This is a genomic window from Dehalogenimonas alkenigignens, from assembly GCF_001466665.1.
Lineage (GTDB): Bacteria > Chloroflexota > Dehalococcoidia > Dehalococcoidales > Dehalococcoidaceae > Dehalogenimonas > Dehalogenimonas alkenigignens.
In genome coordinates, this window is record NZ_KQ758903.1 from 1,402,211 (window position 1) to 1,423,207 (window position 20,997).

23 protein-coding genes and 2 tRNA genes are annotated in these 20,997 nt (G+C 52.8%); 17 read left to right on the forward strand and 8 right to left on the reverse strand.

Annotated features, from left to right (window positions below):
- Positions 1-18: 18 nt before the first annotated feature.
- The 4 genes from tpiA to dxs are packed head-to-tail and all read right to left on the reverse strand — an operon-like array spanning position 19 to position 5,169.
- A complete protein-coding gene (gene tpiA, locus DEALK_RS07315) occupies positions 19-780 on the reverse strand; it encodes a triose-phosphate isomerase (protein ID WP_058440091.1) in 762 nt (253 codons plus the stop codon).
- A gap of 4 nt (positions 781-784) precedes the next feature.
- A complete protein-coding gene (locus DEALK_RS07320; protein ID WP_244881596.1) occupies positions 785-2,014 on the reverse strand; it encodes a 2,3-bisphosphoglycerate-independent phosphoglycerate mutase in 1,230 nt (409 codons plus the stop codon).
- Positions 2,011-3,198 (reverse strand): phosphoglycerate kinase, encoded by a 1,188-nt coding sequence (locus DEALK_RS07325; RefSeq protein WP_058439592.1) that lies wholly within the window; start codon positions 3,196-3,198, stop codon positions 2,011-2,013. The genes DEALK_RS07320 and DEALK_RS07325 overlap by 4 nt, the downstream gene beginning before the upstream one ends.
- 60 nt (positions 3,199-3,258) lie before the next feature.
- Positions 3,259-5,169 (reverse strand): 1-deoxy-D-xylulose-5-phosphate synthase, encoded by a 1,911-nt coding sequence (gene dxs / locus DEALK_RS07330; RefSeq protein ID WP_058439593.1) that lies wholly within the window; start codon positions 5,167-5,169, stop codon positions 3,259-3,261.
- Between the two features lie 118 nt (positions 5,170-5,287).
- Here dxs and DEALK_RS07335 point away from each other — a divergent pair, with 118 nt between their 5' ends.
- Complete coding sequence (locus DEALK_RS07335; RefSeq protein ID WP_058440093.1) at positions 5,288-5,839, forward strand: COG2426 family protein; 552 nt, start codon at positions 5,288-5,290, stop codon at positions 5,837-5,839.
- A 33-nt stretch (positions 5,840-5,872) separates the two neighbouring features.
- Positions 5,873-5,946 (forward strand) — tRNA-Arg (locus DEALK_RS07340).
- Positions 5,947-6,227: 281 nt separating this feature from the next.
- Here the strand turns inward: DEALK_RS07340 and rplT are convergent.
- Genes rplT through infC form a run of 3 tightly spaced genes read right to left on the reverse strand, consistent with a single transcriptional unit; the run spans position 6,228 to position 7,400 of the window.
- Positions 6,228-6,575, reverse strand: coding sequence for a 50S ribosomal protein L20 (rplT, locus tag DEALK_RS07345; RefSeq protein ID WP_058439594.1), 348 nt, complete (start codon positions 6,573-6,575; stop codon positions 6,228-6,230).
- A gap of 23 nt (positions 6,576-6,598) precedes the next feature.
- Entirely contained in the window at positions 6,599-6,802 is a 204-nt protein-coding gene (gene rpmI / locus DEALK_RS09835; RefSeq protein WP_083496407.1) for a 50S ribosomal protein L35, read from the reverse strand.
- A complete protein-coding gene (infC, locus tag DEALK_RS07350) occupies positions 6,780-7,400 on the reverse strand; it encodes a translation initiation factor IF-3 (RefSeq protein ID WP_083496465.1) in 621 nt (206 codons plus the stop codon). The genes rpmI and infC overlap by 23 nt, the downstream gene beginning before the upstream one ends.
- Before the next feature lie 98 nt (positions 7,401-7,498).
- Between infC and DEALK_RS07355 the strand changes: the two genes are divergently transcribed.
- From DEALK_RS07355 to DEALK_RS07415, 13 genes are all read left to right on the forward strand, one after another.
- Positions 7,499-7,588, forward strand: a tRNA-Ser gene (locus DEALK_RS07355).
- Between the two features lie 232 nt (positions 7,589-7,820).
- Positions 7,821-8,195, forward strand: coding sequence for an NADH-quinone oxidoreductase subunit A (locus DEALK_RS07360; protein ID WP_058439595.1), 375 nt, complete (start codon positions 7,821-7,823; stop codon positions 8,193-8,195).
- Positions 8,186-8,800, forward strand: a complete 615-nt coding sequence (locus DEALK_RS07365; protein ID WP_058439596.1) for an NADH-quinone oxidoreductase subunit B — start codon at positions 8,186-8,188, stop codon at positions 8,798-8,800. The genes DEALK_RS07360 and DEALK_RS07365 overlap by 10 nt, the downstream gene beginning before the upstream one ends.
- Entirely contained in the window at positions 8,797-9,246 is a 450-nt protein-coding gene (locus tag DEALK_RS07370; protein WP_058439597.1) for an NADH-quinone oxidoreductase subunit C, read from the forward strand. The genes DEALK_RS07365 and DEALK_RS07370 overlap by 4 nt, the downstream gene beginning before the upstream one ends.
- On the forward strand, positions 9,236-10,339 hold the full coding sequence (locus tag DEALK_RS07375) for an NADH-quinone oxidoreductase subunit D (protein ID WP_058439598.1): 1,104 nt from the start codon (positions 9,236-9,238) through the stop codon (positions 10,337-10,339). Before DEALK_RS07370 ends, DEALK_RS07375 begins: the two co-directional genes overlap by 11 nt.
- Entirely contained in the window at positions 10,339-11,391 is a 1,053-nt protein-coding gene (nuoH, locus tag DEALK_RS07380) for an NADH-quinone oxidoreductase subunit NuoH (RefSeq protein WP_425479153.1), read from the forward strand. The genes DEALK_RS07375 and nuoH overlap by 1 nt, the downstream gene beginning before the upstream one ends.
- Positions 11,378-11,956 carry a 4Fe-4S binding protein gene (locus tag DEALK_RS07385; RefSeq protein ID WP_058439599.1) on the forward strand — a complete coding sequence of 193 codons (579 nt, stop codon included), beginning with the start codon at positions 11,378-11,380 and terminating at the stop codon, positions 11,954-11,956. The genes nuoH and DEALK_RS07385 overlap by 14 nt, the downstream gene beginning before the upstream one ends.
- On the forward strand, positions 11,956-12,438 hold the full coding sequence (locus DEALK_RS07390; protein WP_058439600.1) for an NADH-quinone oxidoreductase subunit J family protein: 483 nt from the start codon (positions 11,956-11,958) through the stop codon (positions 12,436-12,438). The genes DEALK_RS07385 and DEALK_RS07390 overlap by 1 nt, the downstream gene beginning before the upstream one ends.
- The gene (gene nuoK, locus DEALK_RS07395) at positions 12,438-12,749 is read left to right on the forward strand and encodes an NADH-quinone oxidoreductase subunit NuoK (protein ID WP_058439601.1); all 312 of its coding nucleotides are present in this window, start codon (positions 12,438-12,440) and stop codon (positions 12,747-12,749) included. The genes DEALK_RS07390 and nuoK overlap by 1 nt, the downstream gene beginning before the upstream one ends.
- 16 nt (positions 12,750-12,765) lie before the next feature.
- Positions 12,766-14,730, forward strand: coding sequence for an NADH-quinone oxidoreductase subunit L (gene nuoL / locus DEALK_RS07400; protein WP_240608131.1), 1,965 nt, complete (start codon positions 12,766-12,768; stop codon positions 14,728-14,730).
- A gap of 12 nt (positions 14,731-14,742) precedes the next feature.
- Positions 14,743-16,233 (forward strand): complex I subunit 4 family protein, encoded by a 1,491-nt coding sequence (locus DEALK_RS07405; RefSeq protein ID WP_058439602.1) that lies wholly within the window; start codon positions 14,743-14,745, stop codon positions 16,231-16,233.
- Positions 16,234-17,694 (forward strand): NADH-quinone oxidoreductase subunit N, encoded by a 1,461-nt coding sequence (locus tag DEALK_RS07410; protein ID WP_240608127.1) that lies wholly within the window; start codon positions 16,234-16,236, stop codon positions 17,692-17,694. It abuts the gene before it with no gap.
- Positions 17,695-18,489, forward strand: coding sequence for a TatD family hydrolase (locus tag DEALK_RS07415; protein ID WP_058439603.1), 795 nt, complete (start codon positions 17,695-17,697; stop codon positions 18,487-18,489).
- Here DEALK_RS07415 and nth read toward each other — a convergent pair.
- Positions 18,486-19,124 carry an endonuclease III gene (gene nth / locus DEALK_RS07420; RefSeq protein ID WP_116632683.1) on the reverse strand — a complete coding sequence of 213 codons (639 nt, stop codon included), beginning with the start codon at positions 19,122-19,124 and terminating at the stop codon, positions 18,486-18,488. The genes DEALK_RS07415 and nth overlap by 4 nt on opposite strands.
- A gap of 47 nt (positions 19,125-19,171) precedes the next feature.
- On the opposite strand from nth, the gene DEALK_RS07425 reads away from it, so the two are divergent.
- Both DEALK_RS07425 and DEALK_RS07430 read left to right on the forward strand, forming a co-directional pair.
- On the forward strand, positions 19,172-20,188 hold the full coding sequence (locus DEALK_RS07425) for a tyrosine-type recombinase/integrase (protein WP_058439605.1): 1,017 nt from the start codon (positions 19,172-19,174) through the stop codon (positions 20,186-20,188).
- A 9-nt stretch (positions 20,189-20,197) separates the two neighbouring features.
- On the forward strand, positions 20,198-20,989 hold the full coding sequence (locus tag DEALK_RS07430) for a nuclease-related domain-containing protein (protein WP_083496408.1): 792 nt from the start codon (positions 20,198-20,200) through the stop codon (positions 20,987-20,989).
- The last annotated feature ends 8 nt before the right edge of the window (positions 20,990-20,997 follow it).

The following is a 20,997-nucleotide window of genomic DNA, read 5'->3' on the forward strand; positions in this document are numbered from 1 at the left end:
GCTTTCCGTAGATACAACTTAACAGCTACTTTTCGCAGCTTGCCGGACGATTGACAAAAACAATCCGGGCTTGAGGCTGGCTCCGCCGACTAAAGCCCCGTCGATATCCGGCTCAGCTAGCATTTCAAGGATATTTTCTGGGTTAACACTGCCCCCGTAAAGGATCGGAAGCTCGTTTGCCGCAGTTTCAGTGAATATCTCAGCAATCTGGCGCCGGATAAATGCCATCATTTTTTGAGCATACGTTCCGGTCGCAGCTTTTCCGGTACCTATCGCCCACACCGGTTCATAGGCAACCATAAGATTAGAGGAAGTTAACCCGCTCAAGCCGACCCGGAGTTGTTCACTGATAACAGACTCTGAAGTACCGGATTCATTTTGCTTAAGATTTTCGCCGACACACATGATCGGCTTGAGTCCATGCCGGAGTGCCGCTTTCATTTTCCGATTTACGATCTCATCTACTTCGTTAAAATATGCTCTTCGCTCGGAGTGCCCGACAATCACATACTGGCAAAGGTCACTCAGCATTGACCCCGATATCTCACCTGTGTAAGCCCCTTTATCCTCGTAAAATAAATCTTGGGCGCCTAACCTAATCGAGGTGCCTTGGAGCAATTCCTTTATCTTTGCGAGCGAAATGAACGGCGGACAGATAATTTTCTCAACGGTGTCAATTTCGTCGAGTTCGTATCGTAGTCCATTCACTAACTCTACAGCTTCATCCAAAACTGTGTTCATCTTCCAGTTACCGGCAATGACCCGAATACGTTGCGACATTATTTCAAGCACCATATTTCCCAAGTTTTAAAGCATTGGCCATGACTAGCGGCATCAAATGGTATGCTGGCAACCTGCCGAGACCGCCCTGACAGCAAGCGGTTTCATTGAACTCCCGAACCGTATCTGGTCGGCAGTAGCGGCCAGATACCATCACCGGTACCGGGTGCCAACTGTGGCTTCCCATCATTGCCGGAGTCGAGTGATCGCCCGTCACTAAAATAACTTCTGGATTCAGTTCGGTGATCAACGGCAAGCACCGATCAAACTCTTCGATGGCGCTGACTTTACGCTGAAAGTTGCCATCCTCCCCTGCCGCATCCGTAGCCTTTATATGGAAAAAGAAGAAGTCGAATTGGCGATAATTGGCTTTCAGGATTTCCAACTGTCCACTCAACGAGGTTCCGCTCTTCAACACGGTCATACCCACAACTTTAGCCAATCCTCGATACATTGGATACCCGGCGATAGCGCATGCGTTTAATTTGTAGACCTCTTTGAAACTCAAAAAGGACGGCTTTTTCGAGAAGCCCCGAAGTAACAAACCATTAGCAGGATGAAAATCGCTGATAATCTCCGCTGCGGTCTCAAGAAAACGGTTGACAATGGAAGCGGTTCGGTTTGCTGAAGACTGCGATGGAAAAACTGCTAACGGACGAGAACCGGTACGTTGGGGATCGGAATCACTGAGGGCATCTGAAAGCCCTCCACCACGGAAAACCGCAACTAACCTATGATCCTTAACTGGCTCCACAAGAACTTGGACACCGTCAATCTCGATGTTATTTAACAGCGCGGCGATCTGCTGACTTTTTTCGGTGTTTATTCTCCCGGCTCTCCGGTCAACGATGACACCATTATCATCCAGAGTGCATAAATTGACTCGGGCAGCCACGTCACCTTCTTCCAGCTCAAAATCGATACCCAAAGCTTCGAGAATACCGCGGCCGATTATAAACTTTAGCGGGTCATATCCAAATAAGCCCAAATGCCCCGGCCCGCTTCCCGGAGTGATACCCGGCATAACCGGGTCAGATAAACCGCAAACACATTTAGCAGCAAGGGCGTTAAGATTAGGCACCGCAGCGCTTTCCAGTTCGGTACGTCCGGTTTCAGGACTTGGTAATCCCCCGAGACCATCCAGTACGATCATAACAATTTTGCTGGGAGTTTCCAGCGATAATTCACGCATCAATGAAATCTGGTCAACCGAATTCATTATGTTAGAGCTCATAGCTTTCTCATCAATGCTTCGACACCGGGAAGGTTTTCACCGGACAAATACTGCATCGATGCTCCGCCCCCAGTGGAAACGAAACTCATTTTATCGGCAAGTTTAAGTTCCGCCACAATTTCAGCGGTCGAACCGCCACCGATAATGGTAGTTGCGTGTAATCGGCTGATGACATCTGCCATGCACTTGGTGCCTTCTGAGAATTGCGGCATTTCATATATTCCCATTGGACCATTCCAAAAAACGGTTCGGCAGCGTTCAAGTTCCCGGGTGAATTGGTTTATTGTCAGCAAGCCTATATCAACGATCTTCCCCAGTGGAGGGATATTCTCAACCTGAACGCAAATCCCGCGGGCTTCAGGTGTTAGATCACCGGTCACAACCACATCTCTGGGTAAGAGTAATCGAATATTATGTTGTGCAGCTTTGGCCATGATTTTCGCTGCCAGCTCAAGGCCCTTTTCGTCAACAATGGACTTCCCAACGATGTAATTATTCGCTTTGAGAAAAGTCGCCGCCATACCACCGCCGACAAGGATTACATCCACCTTATCCATGACGTTTTCAAGTAGCTTCACCTTATCCGCTATCTTTGCGCCGCCGAACAGCACACAGAAAGGCCGCACCGGTTTTTCAAGAATATGACCTAATGAATTCAGCTCTTTCTCCAGAAGCAAGCCGGCGACTGATGGCAGGTGCCGTGTGATGCCCACGATTGAGGCATGCTTGCGATGAGCAGTGCCGAAGGCATCATCGACAAAGATGTCGGCAAAACGAGCAAGTCTCGCCGAAAATTCAGGATCGTTAGTTTCTTCCTCTGAATGGAACCGCAGGTTTTCTAGGAGCAGGATATCTCCATCCGCCATGCTGTTTACGCCACTCTCGACTTCTGGCCCAATGCATTTATCAATGAATCTCACCGGGTGCCGAATCAATTCCGATAGACGTTCTCCCGTTACTTCAAGAGACATCGAGGGAATGGATTTACCATCGGGCCTCCCGAGATGGGATACAATGATTACCTTTGCCCCTTGCTCAACCAGATATTCCAGCGTTGGTATTGCGGCACGGATGCGGCCATCGTCTGAAATGCTCCCGTTTGGGTTCAACGGCACATTGAAATCTACCCGAACGAGAACACGCTTGCCTTTGACATCAACGTCACGCACCGTCATTCGATCCATGATGGCTCCTGATGCTTCGTTCGGGACAATTCCAGATAATTTAATCTTGCCGGTAAACCTTTAAACGTGGGAAGAAATCAAGTCGAGTTTCATCAATCGGTTGGCTTCAATGAAGCGCTGCACTTCCGTTTGAATCCCGTTCGCATCCAGATGATAGAGGGAGCGTAATTCCGCCTGTGTTCCATGGCTGACAAACTCATCCGGAATGCCAAGACATTTAAGGTGAACCCCTCTAACATCAGATCGATGCAGCAAGGAGGCTATCTGGCTCCCAAGACCGCCTGAAAGAACATTCTCCTCAACCGAGATAATGTTTTTAGTTTCTCGGGCCACATCTAGTATTAATTGTTCATCCAGGGGTTTTACAAACCTCATATTGATTACCGCAACCCGGTAGCCTCGTTCACTTAATCGTTCTGATGCGGCTAGCGCGGCGGAAACCGATGGCCCAGTAGCTAAAATCGCTGCATTGTCGCCGGTCCGAAGGGTTTCGGCTGAACCAATTGGGATCTCTTTCAATTCATGTTCGAGCTCGACCCCAATACCAGTTCCTCTTGGATATCTCACCGCCATTGGGCTTCCGCATAACGTCGCGGTGTAAAGAAGATGCTGAAGTTCATTTTCATCCTTTGGCGAAGCAACAATCATGTTGGGAATCAATGATAAATATGATAGGTCGAAAATCCCCTGATGTGTTTTCCCGTCTTCACCTACAATTCCGCCCCTGTCCAGAGCGAAAACCACAGGCAACTTCGGCAGCGCAACGTCATGAATTATCTGATCGAATGCCCGCTGCAGGAATGTGGAATATATCGCTACAATGGGCGTCATTCCCTGTGCTGCTAACCCTGCCGCAAACGTCACAGCATGTTGTTCGCAAATGCCCACATCAAAGATACGATCTGGCATAACTGATTGCATATGGCCCAGACCATAGCCGTCCGGCATTGCCGCAGTGATGACGGCTATCTTTGGATTACCTTTCGCCATCATTTCAACAGTTTCGGCAAACACCTGGCTGTAGGACGGTACTTTCTGCCCGCTGCCGTTTTTCTTTGGGCTTCCCTTTGGAGAGATCCCATGGAAATTTACTGCGTCTATTTCGGCTGGAGCATATCCCTTCCCTTTGGTCGTCACCAAATGAATAAGCGCAGGTTTATGTGTGTAATTCTTTGCTTTTTCGAGCGCTTGAATGATTTCGTTGATATTATGACCGTCTATTGGCCCGGAATACGCAAAACCGAATTCCTCCCACAGAGTGGTCGGCATAATTATCTTTTTTAAACTACCTTTTATCTTCTGCCCGAAATTCCAGAAATGCTTTCCCATACTAAACCGGGATAAGAGACGCTTACTCTTTTCGGATGCCTGGTAGTATCGTCGATCAAACCGGACACGGGAGAACAATCGCGACATCGCGCCTACAGTCGGTGAAATTGACATGCCATTGTCGTTCAAAATAACGATCAGTCGTTTGCCAAGATGGCCTGCATGGTTAAGGGCTTCGAGAGCCATTCCTCCGGTGATCGCGCCGTCTCCGATAACCGCAATCACATGGAAACTCTCTTCGGCAATATCCCGGGCAGAAGCCATCCCAATTGCTGCTGAAATTGAAGTGCTGGCATGCCCGGTAGTAAAAGCGTCATAAGGACTCTCATCACGGCAGGTGAAACCGGACAGACCCCCATATTGCCTCAGTGTTGAAAATTGTTCACGCCGGCCGGTAATAAGTTTATGGGCATATGATTGATGGCCTACGTCCCAAACGATTTTGTCTTTCGGGCAATCAAATACGCGGTGAAGGGCGATCGTCAACTCGACGACCCCAAGACTTGATGCCAGATGCCCGCCATTTGCGGTAACCCGACTAACCATTTCTTCGCGGATTTCGGCAGCAAGTTCGGATAGCGAAGAGCCATCGATTGATTTTAAATCGGAGGGTGAGTTGATACTATCTAGAATTTTGGGCATGGACCGCCTTTATATTGAGGTTCAGGCTTACTTTTAATACTAACAGCGGTTCGACTGCCATGTCAAGCTAATTTGTTCGTATTGACGTTTAATGAATGGCTCTGATACACTCGCCGCCATGAGCCTCGAGCAGACCTTGGCTGACTTTGGGTTGCCCCCGTCATTCATCGTTTTCCTCATCGCAACTCTACCGATCATTGAATTGCGCGGCGCGATCCCCATAGGAATCAACTATTTTAATCTTGAATGGTTTCCAACTTTAGCCATTGCAGTCGCTGGAAATATGCTGCCCGTTCCCGTAATACTTGGGCTTCTTAGAAGAGCCGAAATAATTCTCTCGCAATACCCCATTTTCAAGCGTTTTTTCGCCTGGTTATTTTGGCGCACCCGATCCCGCAGTACAACTATCCAAAAATACGGCATGCTCGGGCTCGTCATTTTTATCGCGATACCGCTGCCAGTGACCGGCGCCTGGACTGGATCTGTCGCCGCCGTCCTGATGGGATTCCCATTTCGCCAGGCATTATTGCACATTTTCTATGGCGTATTAGCTGCGGGTCTGATTGTGACCATGCTGTCCTTAATAGGTTGGCTTGGAGCGATTGTTGCGGGAGCATCAGTTCTAACGCTTTTGTTAGTAACCTCTTCTCGCTCAACACTCAAGCCTTGACCGTGTTTAAACCTGGTGTTAGTATAGCGGCGTGTCCCAGTAGCTCAGCTGGATAGAGCGGCTGCCTTCTAAGCAGCGGGCCGTGGGTTCGAATCCCGCCTGGGACGTTTTCAAGTCGCTTTAATACAAAGCCACACATTGTAATTGTGTGGCTTTTTTACTGTCAGCGAAGTTGACCAGAGGATCAACTCCCCAGAGTCCTTCGAATTCTATTGTGAACCGCGGCGTTTAAATATGAAAAATAGAACCCCTATAATCACTAGAATGATGATGATTTCAACCGGCCCGATGCGCACTACTGTTACCTCGCTGACTTAATGACTTTTCCATTATATACCAAACACCCTCTACCGTATAGCAGAGGGTGTTTGGTAATAGCACCGAATTTCTAACCCTGCGAATTTTTCGCCAATGTTGCAAATGCCTCAGGATTGTTCACAGCCAGGTCGGCTAAGGCCTTTCTGTTAAGAGCTATGCCGGATTTCTGCAATCCTTCGATAAACCTGCCGTATGTTAGGCCGTTAATACGTGCGGCGGCGTTGATGCGTGCAATCCAAAGCTTCCGGAAATCGCCTTTCCTATCACGGCGGTGAGCGAATGCGTAGGCCAATGCGTGTGTTGCACTCTCATGAGCCCGCTTCCAAATATGATTGCGCTGGCCCCGATGACCTTTGGTTAGCGCCAGAATATTCTTATGTCTTTTGTGGGTTGAGACTCCACCTTTAATTCTAGCCATCTGATGTTATCCTTTTATATTTTTTACGCGGATCCGTAGGGTATCAAACGCCCCAAGCGTTGAACATCTACCTTGGCAACCGGAATCATTTCGTCGAATTGACGTCGAGCTCTCTTTGACTTGTTGCGGCGCAGATGACTTTTTAAACCCTTCATCCGCATCATTTTCCCAGTGCCAGTGATCTTAAACCGGTTTTGTGCGCCTTTATGCGTTTTTAGTTTCGGCATCTTCTAATGAACCTTCTTTATTTTTGTTACCTTTATTGGTAGTTTTTGGTAGCAACATCAGGTGGATTCGCGATCCCAGGAGTGTCGGTTGTCCTTCAACCGTTGAAATGTCGGTTAAATCTTCAGCAGCACGTTTCAGGATTTTAATACCCAGTTCCGAGTGTGTGATTTCACGCCCCCGGAACATAATGGTTAGTTTTACTTTATCGCCGTCTTCGAGTTGTTTCCTAACACTTCGAACTTTTGCTTCGTAATCATGCTCTCCAATTTTGGGCCGTAGCCTGACTTCTTTCAATAGTGAAAGCTTCTGACCCTTTTTGGCTTCCCGTTCTTTTTTTGTCTGTTCGTAACGGTACTTGCCATAATCCATCAACCGGCAAACTGGAGGTATCGATGTAGGTGCAACTTCCACGAGATCGACATTCGCCCGGCGCGCCATATCTTTTGCCTGGGCGACTGTCATCACCCCGAGTTGTTCTCCATTCTCCCCGACCACCCTGACTTCTCTTCCAAGTATCTTTTCGTTGATTCGAAGTTCCTTAATTATATGCCGGCTACCTCCCGTAAGAATAAAGCAAAGGTAAATATAACACAGCATCAGTGTTTCATTCAAGTTGTTGTATCAACTTGTGTAGAACCAGGAATACGAATCCACATTGTTTCACTTTACTACTTCTTTACGCTAAAATACCCCCCGGAGAGGTGTCCGAGTGGCTTATGGTGTCGCTCTCGAAAAGCGATCTCCGTTCATCCGGAGCGTGGGTTCGAATCCCACCCTCTCCGCCAGAAAAACTAGTTACTTTTTCTAAGTTAACGCTCGAGCTTAACTACTGGTTCGGGAGTATGCTCTTGCCTCCGCGGTCATGAATCGCTATCCTATAGCAGAAGGAACCCGTTACTCTTCAGGTTTTTCAAAGATTGAAAGTCAACATACTGGACAATTGTTTCCAGGCCTCGAGTTAATGTATAATGTACTAATACTTTCGTCCTAGTACCGATATCCGGAGGCTGACAAACTATGCTCTCTCAATTCGGCTATATCGGGCTTTTCCTCATTTTCGGTTGCACGTTTATCCTCATAACCCTTGGAATACCGGCGGTGCTTTCACGGCTGACGCGGATCGTGCCCAGAAAACCCACTAAGATCAAGCTGGAAACCTATGAATGCGGCATGGAGACCACCGGCCGCAGTTGGGTGCAATTCAACTTCCGCTACTATATCTACGCCCTGATGCTCATCGTCATGGATGTTCTGGCGGTTTTTCTATACCCCTGGGCATCGAGTTTAGGTGACTTGGGGATGACCGGTTTTTTCATCATCGCCTTCTTCTTGATTATCGTCACCGTCGGCTACCTTTACGCCTGGAAAAAGGGAGCCCTGGAATGGCAATAGAAAACCTGAGACCATCGGCCTACTCCGACATCGAGCTAGACGCTCGAGAGGGCGCCATCGTCGAGAGTTTTTTCACCGAGCACCAGACCGCTATCCCCGATCCGGCCGACTGGATCGGCGCGCCGCCACTGCCGGGTAATATCTTACTAACCACCGTTGATAAAGTCATTAACTGGTCCCGCCATTACTCTCTGTGGCCTGTGACTTTCGGTCTGGCTTGCTGCGCTATTGAAATGATGTGCACCGCAGCTTCGCGTTTCGATATCGCGCGCTTCGGCATGGAAGTTTTCCGAGCCTCTCCGCGCCAGGCGGACCTGATGATCATAGCCGGCACACTGACCTGGAAAATGGCACCGTGGCTGAAGCGTATCTACGAACAAATGCCGGAGCCCAAGTGGGTGCTGGCGATGGGCGCCTGCGGCACCTCCGGGGGTATCTTTAAGGGTTCGTACTCCGTGGTGCCGGGATTCAATAGGGTCGTGCCCATTGATGTCTACGTTCCCGGCTGTCCACCGAGGCCGGAAGCCCTGCTACAAGCCATCATGGAGATCCACAACAAGATCGAAAAGATGAGCCCCACCAGAAAGGCACCCGGCGTTTTATGAAAGACATCGCTTTCATCGAGATCGCCGCCCTCATCCGTGAGCGATTCGGCGACGGTGTTGCGGCGGCCGATGATAAACGGCTCATCGTCGAGCCGCCTCGCCTGGCCGAGGTTGCCGCGTTTCTACGCGACGACCCTAATTTAAACTTGGATTATCTGAGTTCGGTCACCGCCATCGATCACAAGACCGATTTCACTTTGATCTACCACCTCTATTCTCTAACTAAAAACCAACGGCTCACCATGAGGGTGCCTGTAGTAGACAGGGTTAGTCCGGCTGTGCCCTCTGTCACACCCATCTGGCGGGGTGCCGATCTCCAGGAGCGAGAGATCTTTGATCTGTTCGGCATCGAATTTTCCGGCCACCCCAACCTCAAGCGGTTGTTCATGTGGGAAGGGTTTCCGGGCTTTCCGCTGCGAAAGGACTGGGTGAATCGTGGTCCTTAAAACCGAGCATTATGTCATCAACGTCGGCCCACAGCACCCTTCCACCCACGGCGTCTTCCGGCTGCGGTTGACCCTCGACGGTGAAGTTATCGTCGATGTCGAGCCCATTTTCGGTTACCTCCACCGAGGCATGGAGAAAATCGCCGAGGGACGAAACTACACCAAGAACATCCCGCTGACCGACCGGCTGGACTACCTGTCCTCCATGATCAACAACCAGGCCTATTGCATGGCTGTCGAGAATCTCCTCAACATCACCGTCCCGGAGCGGGCGCAATATATCCGGGTCATAATGGCCGAACTACAACGGATGGCCTCTCACCTGGCTGGTATCGGCTTTTTCATGAACGATATCGGCGCTTTCTCGACGCCTCTTTTGTATATGTTCCGTGAGCGCGAGAAGATCGTCGAGCTTTTCGACATGGCCTGCGGCCAACGTCTGAATTACAACTACATGCGCTTCGGCGGTGTCTCCATGGACTTACCGGAGGAGTTCCTGCCAGCGCTTAAGAAACTGCTGGACGGTATGCCCGGCTTCATCAATGAATACGACAAGCTGATCTCCACCAACGAAATCGTGTTGGTTCGGGCTAAGGGCGTAGGTATCTTGCCGAAGGAACTGGCTGTTAACGCCTCGGCAGCCGGACCTGTGCTTCGGGGTTCGGGCATAAAGTGGGACCTGCGCAAGAACCAACCTTATTCCATCTACGATCGGTTCGAGTTCGATATCCCGACTGGCGAGATAGGTGACACCTACGACCGCTATGCAGTACGACTGGAAGAGATCCGACAGAGCGTCCGGATTCTAAAGCAAGCGATTGCACAATTGCCCGCCGGCGAGACCATGGCTAAGGTGTCGAAACTCATACGGCCACCGGCCAGCGAGACCTACACTGCAGTCGAGGGACCAAAGGGCGAACTCGGCTTCTTCGTTGTCGCTGATGGATCTGAAAACCCTTACCGCTGGCACGTACGGGCGCCTAGCCTGATCAACCTCACGGCACTTAAAGAAATGCTCTTGGGTTGGAAGGTGGCGGATTTGATGGCCATCTTTGGTTCCATCGACATCGTCATGGGCGAGGTGGACCGCTGATGGACTGGCTGCACTTCGCCCTCTTCACCCTGATCGTCTTCGTCTTCGTTATTACCGGCGTCCTCTTTTTTATCTGGTACGAGCGCCGCGGCCTGGGGCGTTTTCAGTTGCGCCCCGGCCCGAACCGCGCCGGGCCTTTCGGCCTGCTGCAGCCGCTGGCCGATGCCGTCAAGGTGCTACTCAAAGAGGACATTGTGCCGGCGCTAGCCGACAAGCCGGTGCATTTCCTGGCGCCGATGGTGGCTTTCGTGCCGGCGCTGGCCGTTTTTGCCGTCGTCCCCTTCGGCGATGGCGCGATGCTGGCCGATCTAAACATCGGCATCCTTTACATCATGGCTGTCAGTTCCATAGTGGTCATCGGTATTTTCATGGCCGGCTGGTCTTCTTCCAACAAGTACTCCCTACTCGGCGCCATGCGCACAATCGCCCAGGAGGTCAGCTATGAAATACCTCTGGTGCTGTCCATCCTCGGTACCGTCATGCTGGCCGGATCGCTGTCTTTGAACGATATTGTCAAAGCCCAGCAGGTGCCGTTCATCCTTATCCAACCCCTCGGCTTCCTCATATATATGACAGCCGCCATGGCCGAGATCAACCGCACCCCGTTCGATCTATTGGAGGCCGACTCGGAGATTATCGCCGGTTTCCAGACAGAATACTCCGGCATGAAGTTCGGACTGTTTTACCTCACGGAGTATGCTGAGACGTTATCAGTCTCCGCCGTAGCCAGCACCTTGTTCCTGGGCGGTTGGGCTGGGCCGATATTGCCTGGATTCATTTGGCTTATTATCAAGATCGTGGCTGTGTTCTCGTTCATCATGTGGGTGCGGGCGACCTTCCCGCGCCTAAGGATCGATCAAGTCATGGCTTTCTGCTGGAAGTTCCTGCTGCCGCTGTCGGTAGCAAACCTCCTCATCACCGCCGGGTTGGTGCTCACCGGCTTCAACGAACAGATATGGCTGGCTGTTCCGCTGAACCTCGGTCTGGCTGCAGTGCTAGTAGTGCTAGCCAGCCGTCAATTCCGCACCGGAGGCGGCCATGCCGTCACTTAATAATTTCGGCGAGGGACTGCTGCGCGGTCTAAAGGTAACGTTAAATCATATCGGCCGAAAATGGATTACAGTGCAGTACCCGGAGCAGAGACTCAATATGTCGAGGCGTATTCGAGGCACCGACATCATTTGGGACCGGGAGTCCTGCATCTCCTGCCGTGCCTGCGAACGCGCTTGCCCGGTGCAATGCATCTCAATGGCCGTGTCGCGAGGAGAAGATAAAAAACTAAAAACCGATGATATTACCGTAGACTTGGGACTGTGTATTTTTTGCGGTTTATGCATTGAGTCATGCCCGACCGGCATCTCCATCTACCTGGGGTACAACTATACCAACACTACACACCGCTGCTCCACCTTCAGCGGCGCCAAGACGGGGAATACTCCCTCAGACGGTCGTTGCCGTGAGATAGTGCGGTCCAATGACGAACTGCTCGTAGACGATGCGGCGCGGCCCCGCTCCGGCTACTACCGCCCGGAGATCAGCTCCGCTCTGCCGCCGCAGACGCTCTTAATCGACCAGACGACCTATCTTGAAGATCTCAGGAAGCGAGGGTTAAAGTAATGGCTCTCGCATTCTTGATCTTTTCAGCGGGTATCATCATAAGCGCACTGGCGGTAGTGCTGCTCAAGAACATCTTCCGCGCCTCCTTAATGCTGGTGCTGTGCTTCTTCCTGGTAGCCGGGCTATTTGCCAGCCTCTCGGCGGATTTCCTGGCCGCCATCCAGGTACTCATTTATGTAGGCGCTATCTCGGTGCTCATCATCCTGGCCATCATGCTGACCCGGGAGATCACCCTAGGCAGTCTAACCAACAAACAGGCCATGCCGGCGCTCCTGGGCAGCGGCTTTGTCGCCGCGGCTCTCGTTTTCTCGATGCTGGCCACCGACTGGAACATCTCTACTGCCGAACCGGCCGAACCGACTACGCCGATACTGGCCAACCTGCTGTTTACCCCGGATAACTTCATGCTGCCGCTGGAGATGGCCGCGGTGCTGATGCTCACCGCCATAATCGGCGCCATCATTCTGGTGAGGGACAAGTGATGGAAGTCGGTCTGGACCACTATCTCATCCTTTCGGCGGTGCTCTTCGGTATCGGCTTATGGGGCGCGCTATCCAAAAAGAGCGCCGTGGTGATATTGATGTGCATCGAACTAATGCTCAACGCCGCGGCCATCGCCATGGTCGCCTTTTCCCGTTTCGTCGTGCCGGGACTCCTGACCGGGCAGGTATTCGCCATTTTCATCATCGTCGTGGCCGCCGCCGAGGCCACCGTAGCTCTGGCCATCATCATGTCCATCTACCGCTCCCGCGACACCATCGACGCCACCAAGATCGACCTGATGAAATGGTAACCATGGAGCGAATGACTTGATAACGCAACCGTTTGTTTGGGCGATCTTCCTGCTTCCGCTGGGCGCCTTCGCCTTGATTTCTCTGGTCGTCAAGCCGGTACTGAAGCTGCGGGCTGAGGTCTCCGGCTATATCGGTATCGGCGCCATCGGTCTTGCCATGGCCCTGGCGCTGTGGGCGCTTGCCGCCGTTCTGGGCGCCGAGGAGCACGAAATCTTTATCGCCCCTCTGGAATGGTTGTCCGTCGGCAGCCTCAATATCGAGATGAGCATCATCCTCGACGGTCTGACGTCGGTGATGCTGGTGGTAATCTGCGCCGTGGCACTTATGGTCAACATCTACTCCATGGGCTACATGCACGGGGATCCCGGCTTCGAGCGCTATTATGCAGTACTGTCGCTATTCTCCGCCTCCATGATCGGGCTGGTGCTTTCAGGCAACCTGTTCATTACCTTCGCCTTTTGGGAACTGGTAGGCTTGTGCTCCTATCTGCTCATCGGCTTCTGGTTCCAACGCCCGGCGGCGGCCAGTGCCGCCAAGAAGGCCTTTATCATCACTCGCGTCGGCGATTTCGGCTTTTTGGCGGCGATCCTAGTACTGTTCGCTGCGACCGGAACCCTCAATATCCACGAACTCAACGAACTGGCCGTAGCTGGCGTCCTGGCCGGTGGCGTGCTGACATGGGCGGCGCTGGGCATCTTCATGGGGGCGGTGGGCAAGAGCGCCCAGTTCCCGTTGCACGTCTGGCTGCCCGACGCCATGGAAGGCCCGACGCCGGTCTCGGCCCTCATCCACGCGGCGACCATGGTCGCCGCCGGTGTCTTCCTGGTGGCCCGCACCTTCCCTATGTTCGAGCACTCAACGACGGCGCTGACCATGGTGGCCGTCATCGGCGGCGTCACCGCCATTTTTGCCGCCTCGATGGGACTGGTGATGCACGACATGAAGCGTGTCCTAGCGTACTCCACCATTTCCCAACTCGGCTATATGATGCTGGGCTTGGGCACCGGCGGCGTGGCCGTAGCCATGTTCCACCTGGTGAACCACGCCTTCTTCAAGAGCCTGCTGTTTCTTGGTTCCGGTTCGGTCAACCACGCCACCGGCACCTTCGACCTGCGGCAGATGGGCGGGCTGAAACAACACATGCCCAAAACCTACTGGACCATGCTCATCGCTTCGGTTTCGATGGCTGGAATCTGGCCGCTGTCCGGTTTCTTCAGCAAGGACGAGATCATCGCCGGCTCTTCGTCCCAGCCATTACTCATGGCGCTGGCGCTGGCCACCGTCTTCATCACCGCTTTCTACATGTTCCGGCTGATGTTCCTGGGTTTCCACGGGCATTACCGCGGCCACAGCCACCCACACGAATCGCCCTGGGTAATGACCGCACCACTGCTTTTACTGGCAGTGCCGGCCGCATTCTCCGGCTTCCTCAACCTGACCGGCGGCTTCGGAGGCTTGCTAGGCCATGGCGAGGAGACGAGCGTCATCGAAGGGCTTTTCGGCGCCTTCGCTCACCCCCTGACCTGGCTGTCGCTGGGGCTAGCCGCGGCAGGTATCTTTTTGGCTTATGCCATCTATTTGAAGGGTTGGCTGTCGGCCGAATCCATCAGCCGCCGTTTCGGCGTCTTCTACGAACTGGTCAAGCGTAAATATTTCTTCGACGAGCTGTACGAGAAGGTAATCGGCGAGATACTGTTATTGCGCGGCGTATTCTCCGGCCTGCAATTCTTCGATTCCCGTGTGCTGGACAACGGCTTGAACACCGTGATCGTCGAAAACGCCGTCACCAGGAAACTTTTCGGCAAGTTCAAGTACTTCGATGAGAAGGCGGTCGACGGCACCGTTGACGCGATGGCTGAAAATACTATCGCCGCCGGCTCTTTGCTGCGGCGTGCCCAGACCGGTCAGCTTCAGAACTACGGCCTGTTCATCGCCTTCGGCATCCTGGCCGTGGCCGTGATCGTCTTTCTTGCCGGCTAATAGGAGGTAGATTTGGAGATACCCTATTTGACGCTCACCATCGCCATCCCTATCGCGGCGGCGATACTTATAGCCTTCTGGCCGCGGCTTCCGGCTTCGGGCATCAAGGTTCTTTCGCTCCTGGCGACCATTGTACCGTTCATCCTTTCGGTGATCGTTTTCGCCGGCTTCGACCGTACTGCCGGCGGCTCTATGCAGTACGCCGAGAAAGTCTCCTGGATACCCCTCATCAACGCCAATTATGCACTTGGTGTCGACGGCCTTTCGCTGCCCTTCTTGTTACTGACCACCTTCATCGGCTTCCTGGTCATCCTCATCTCATGGAAGATCAACCTCCGGGTTCGCGAATACTTCGCCTGGGTGCTGCTGCTCCAGGCTTCCATCACTGGAGTCTTCCTGGCCACCGATTTCTTACTCTTTTTCATCTTTTGGGAGCTGGAACTCATCCCGATGTACTTCCTCATCTCCATATGGGGCGCCGGCCGCCGCGAATACTCGGCACTTAAATACGTCCTCTACACCCTTCTTGGCGGTGCTTTCATACTGGCTGGCATCCTTATCCTGTACTTTGCCACCGGTTCGCTGGACATCGTCAACCTTATCAACACCGACCTGACCGAAGTCTTGAAGACCAGTTCGCTGGCCCTAACCTTCGTCTTCTTCTTCCTGGGTTTCGCCATCAAACTGCCGGTATTCCCCTTCCACACCTGGCTACCGGACGCCCACACCGACGCCCCCACCGCGGTCTCTGTCATCCTTGCCGGTACTCTTCTTAAAATGGGCGGCTACGCCATGATCCGCATCAATGCCGCCGTGTTCCCCGAGGAGGCCCTGAAGTTCGCCCCTTTTATTCTCGTGCTGGCGGTGATCAACGTCGTTTACGGCGGCGCCATTACCTTGAAGCAGACTGATATCAAACGCCTCATCGCCTACTCCTCCATCAGCCATATGGGCTTCGTCCTGTTGGGTATCTTCGCCCTGGGCCAGGTATCGCTGGTCGGTGCATCGCTTCAGATGGTATCCCACGGCGTCATTACCGGCCTGCTCTTTGCCATCGTCGGTGTCGTGATGCATAATACGCATGAGCGGTCCATTCCCAAACTCGGCGGCTTGGCGCAGCAGACGCCGCGCACTGCCGTAATCTTCATCCTTGGCGGTCTTGGCGCCATGGCCGTACCGGCGACTTCCGGTTTTATTGCAGAAGTCATGGTGTTCCTTGGCGCCTATTCCAGTGGCGTAGTCGAGGGCATTCAGGTCTTCACTCTCATCTGCCTTTTGGGCATCCTCCTGGCCGCGGCTTACATCCTGTGGACGGTCCAGCGCGTCTTCTTCGGCCAACCGCTGCCGCGCTTCGAGGGCGTCCATGACGCCGACCGGGTGGAGCAAGCCTTCTCCGTCATCTTCATCGCCGCCATGTTCGTCATCGGCCTGTACCCGCGCATCATCACCGACGTTCTTGACAGCGGCCTGAAGCCTATCGCCGCCCTGTTCGGAGGCTCATAGTTGGACTACAGCCTCCTCCTGCCGGAACTCATCGTCCTGGGCACTGCCCTGGCCGTCATCCTGGCCGACCTGTTCATTACCCGGAAGAAGGTTTTGGTCGGCCTGGCTTTAGCCGGCCTTGCCACCGCCATCGGGATGGCGATTATCCAGTGGCCCGACGCGCCGCAGACTTTATTCGGCGGCATGGTGGCCCACGATCCCTTTGCTTCGTTCTTCAAGGTCTTCTTCCCATTGATGGCCGGATTGGTCATCCTGGCCTCGGAAGACTACGTCGATAAGTTCCGCAAATACCACGGCGAATACCACGCCCTGGTGCTGCTGGCTGCTCTGGGCATGATGCTTATCGCCCAGGCATCGAACCTGATCACCCTCTACCTGTCGCTGGAGATCACCGCCGTGGCCTTCTATGTCCTCGTGGGCATTCAGAAGGATAAGAAGTCCACCGAGTCGGCATTAAAGTACGTGCTGCTATCCGGCGTGGCCTCGGCAGTGCTGGTCTACGGCATGGCCCTGGTCTTCGGCTTCACTGGCTCCACCGGCCTCGCCGATATCGCCGCGGCCATCCAATCGATGCCTCCGGCCGAGATCCTTAACAGCCCCGGCCTGCTCATGGGTCTGGTGCTGGTTATCGCCGGGCTGGGCTTCAAGATTGCCGCCGTGCCTTTCCAGTTCTGGGTGCCTGACGTCTATGAAGGCGCGCCGACGCCCATCACTATGTACCTCTCGGTCGCTTCCAAGGCGGCCGGTTTCGCCCTCATCCTGAGGGTCTTGGGCTCCGCCTTCGTCGAGCCCGGGGCGCTAGCCCAGCAGTGGGCGCCGGTCGTCGCCATCGTCTCGGCTATCGGCATGACGCTGGGCAATCTGATGGCTATCCCCCAGCAGAACATCAAGCGCCTGCTGGGCTTCTCCACCGTGGCCCACGCCGGCTATATCCTGGTCGGCTTGGCCGCCCTGGGCAACGCGCCGGACCTTTCGACGCTGGCGGTCAGCTCAGTCCTCTTCTACCTCATTGCCTTCGCCGTCTCCGACCTGGCTGCCTTCATCGCCGTCATCGCCATCTCCCGGCGGCTGGGATCGGACAACTTCGCCGATTACGCCGGGCTGGCCCGCACCTCGCCGGTCATGGCCGGAGCGCTGACCCTGGCGCTCCTGTCACTCATCGGCTTCCCGCCGACTGCCGGCTTCCTGGCCAAGTTCTATATCTTTAACGCCGGCGTCCAGGCCGACTTGCTGTGGCTGGTGGTGCTGGCGGCCATCAACACCGTCATCTCCGCCTACTATTACTTCGGTGTTATCAAGTTGCTGTGGCTGCGTGAACCGGCGGAGCGTATCGACGTACCGGCTTCCGGTGCGTTGAAGACCGCCCTGGCTCTGTCGCTCATCGGCATTCTCCTTTTCGGCATCGTCCCGGCGGCGGCGCTGGAACTATCCGAGGCCGCGGCGGCGATGTTCGGCCCCTAAATGTCCCTCGACCTGATCGACAGCCACGCACACCTCGACCTGCCGGACTTTGCCCCGGATCTCGACGATGTGCTGATACGGGCGGATGATGCCGGTGTAAACACCATCATCACCATCGGAATTGACATTCCTTCGAGCAAGAAAGCCATCGGATTGGCCGCAGCACACGACAATATCTACGCCACCGTCGGCATCCACCCATGCGACTCTGCGGCAGCCACCGATGAAACGCTAGCGGATTTGGCGAAATTAGCGGCCAGTCCAAAGGTCGTCGCCATCGGTGAAACCGGCCTGGATTTCTACCACAAACCGTTCTCCGAGGCAGTCCAATTTAAGGCCCTGACATTCCAGCTAGACCTGGCGGTACAAACTGGTAAACCTGTCGTCATCCACAACCGAGCCGCCGATGCAGCTATCGTACCACTGCTCGAAGATTGGGCCGCGGCTAACCCGGGGCATCAACAGGGTGTCATCCACTGCTTCGGTGGCGACATCGAAACGGCGGACAGATACCTCAAAGCCGGCTTCCACATCTCGCTCGGCAGTTATGTCACCTACCCATCATCACGCAAGAGCCACGACATTTACCGTTACATCCCGCTAGAGCGTTTGCTACTTGAGACAGATTGCCCCTTCCTGCCGCCCCAGGGACAACGTGGCAAGCGCAACGAGCCGTCGTACCTAGTTCAGACGGTACAAGCGCTGGCCGACATTAGAGAGATCCCAGTTGAGGAACTGGCCCGGGCGACTGCGCAAAACGCCCGCAGACTGTTTGGCCTACCCGAAATCAGCTAGACCTTGAACGCCGAGGGGCAGATGTCGTTCAAAAAGCAGACGGCGCAGTTGGGCTTGCGCGCCGTGCAGACGGCTCGACCGTGGTCTTGGAGCAGGTGGGCGACACGTCCCCACTCGTCGTAAGGGACGATTTTCATCAGGTCTTTCTCTATCTTCACCGGGTCTTCCTGTTGTGTGTAGCCGAGCCTCTTTGACAACCGGGCGACGTGGGTATCTACTGCGATGCCCTCAATCTTGCCGAAGGCATTCCACAGCACAATGTTGGCCGACTTTCGCGCCGCCCCGGGTATCTGCACCAGTTCTTCCATGGTCTGCGGTACTTTACCCCCGAACTTATCAATAAGGGTATTTCCCATGCCGATGAGGCTCTTGGCTTTCTGATGGTAGAATCCTGATTTCTTGATTAGAGCCTCGAGTTCTTCGACGTCGGCGGTGGCATAGTCCTCGGCAGTCTTGTATTTGGCAAAAAGCGCCGGTGTCAGGGAGTTGATAGCGACGTCGGTCGTTTGCGCCGAAAGAATGACAGCCGTGAGCAGTTGGAGGGGATCGGTGAAATTCAAAGCGATATGAGACTTGGGGTAAGCCTTTTTCAAGCGGTTGATGGTCTCGGAGATATCGGCCGGTCTGTCGATCATGATTTAAGTGTAAACGTCAGGCGGGGGTTTGACAAGGGAATTGGGGTGTGAGTGGTGAGCCGCACAGGCTTCGAACCTGTAACCTGCTGATTAAGAGTCAGCGAAACACGAATAAACTGCTTAACAAGTTGACTGTGACCGAACTTGCCTTGTTAAGCGGATTGAGCAAATCCTATATCTCCCAAGTAAAAAGCAGTAAACGCCCTCCCAGTGAGAAATTACTTCGACGTTTGAATCACAAGACTACCTCTAATGCTCGTCAGGAAGATTATGTTGCTCTGTTCATATCATCAAGAACGTCAATGGGTGTCAGCCCCAAAACACTTAGATTCTATCTTGACAGACTTGGGCAGTTTGAAAGAAAAGTTTCCTATCTCAAAGCAAATAAACTTGATATAGAGCTTTACCTGAACACTATTCCACCTAATAAGAATGGATTGGCAACTCGTCATGCCTCATACCGAGCAATAAAGGCTTTTTATGCATGGTTAGAATCAACATTTGAAATCAAAAATCCAATAAGCAATCTCACTGCCCCAATACTTTCAAAGGTGATTATGCCCAGCCTCACGAAGGAACAGGTACAACATCTAATTGAAGTGGCAGATAATCAAAGAGATAAGGCAATTATTGCCCTTTTTGTTGAGAGTGGTCTTCGACTAAGCGAACTATCAAACATTCAAGCCCAGCACATAGACTGGAGCAACCGAACCATACAAGTACTTGGAAAGGGCAGGAAAGAGGCTCTAGCGCCCTTTGGCGAACTCTCAGAAGGTTATATAAGAGAACTGTTATCCAAGGAGCGTAAAGGTCAAAATATTTGGGGAATAAATCACTGGGGAATCGTAATGATGCTCAGACGACTAGAAGAGCGCACTGGTCTGCCCTGCAACCCCCATACTTTTAGAAGGACATTCGCTTGCTTGCTAAGGAAAGCTGGGGTGGATACAATGACCATCAAAGATCTTGGCCGTTGGGAAAGCATCGAAATGGTTCAGAGATATACCAGGTCGATTCGATTCCAAGATAGCTTGAAGTTCTACTCAGGTCCGCTAAGCGTTTGAGTAAATAGAATGAACAATCTCACTGCTAAAAGGGAAAAGCCCGCAACCCGACCACCATCCCTTCATTATCCTGGCCAGTCTCTTGATTATGAGATTGAAAACATCCGTTTGCTCAGAGCACGCAACTTCATAGTTGTAATGATACTATTGACAGTTGCGGTATATTCTTGGATGCCTTATCTGGGAATTCCACCTCAACCGTATGTCGCCACAGCGATTCTCATTGGGTATGCGGTTTATTTTATTACCGAGGATAGTAAACTTAGCCAGCGCTTACGCAATGCCCAGCTAGGAAGTGATGGAGAAAAACAAGTTGGAGAAGTACTCGACGGGCTCAAGCGTAAGGGCTACGCGGTATTTCACGATATAGTGTCTATCACGCCCGACTTCAATATAGACCATGTGGTAGTCTCTGAGCACGGAATCTTTGCCATTGAAACTAAAAACCATACGAAGCCTAATCCGCATGACAAGGTTGTATATGATGGAAAGAATATTGTTGTCGGTAGTTTGAAGCCCACAAGTGATCCCATTGTACAAGTGAATCGAAACGCAAAATGGCTTACTGAGAATCTCTACAAGAGTACTGGTAAAAGCTTCCCTGTCAAGCCAGTCGTTGTTTATCCTTATTGGATGGTAGACAACCTCGTAAAAGACAATTCTCGAGGAACTTGGGTATTAAATCCTAAGCAACTTTCGGGATATATCGAGCGTGCCCCAATGAGTCTTAGCCAGGAAGAAGTGCAACAAGTCAGCTATTATCTGACATTTTTAATTCGCGTGAACGAAACGAAAAAATGAATAGCAAT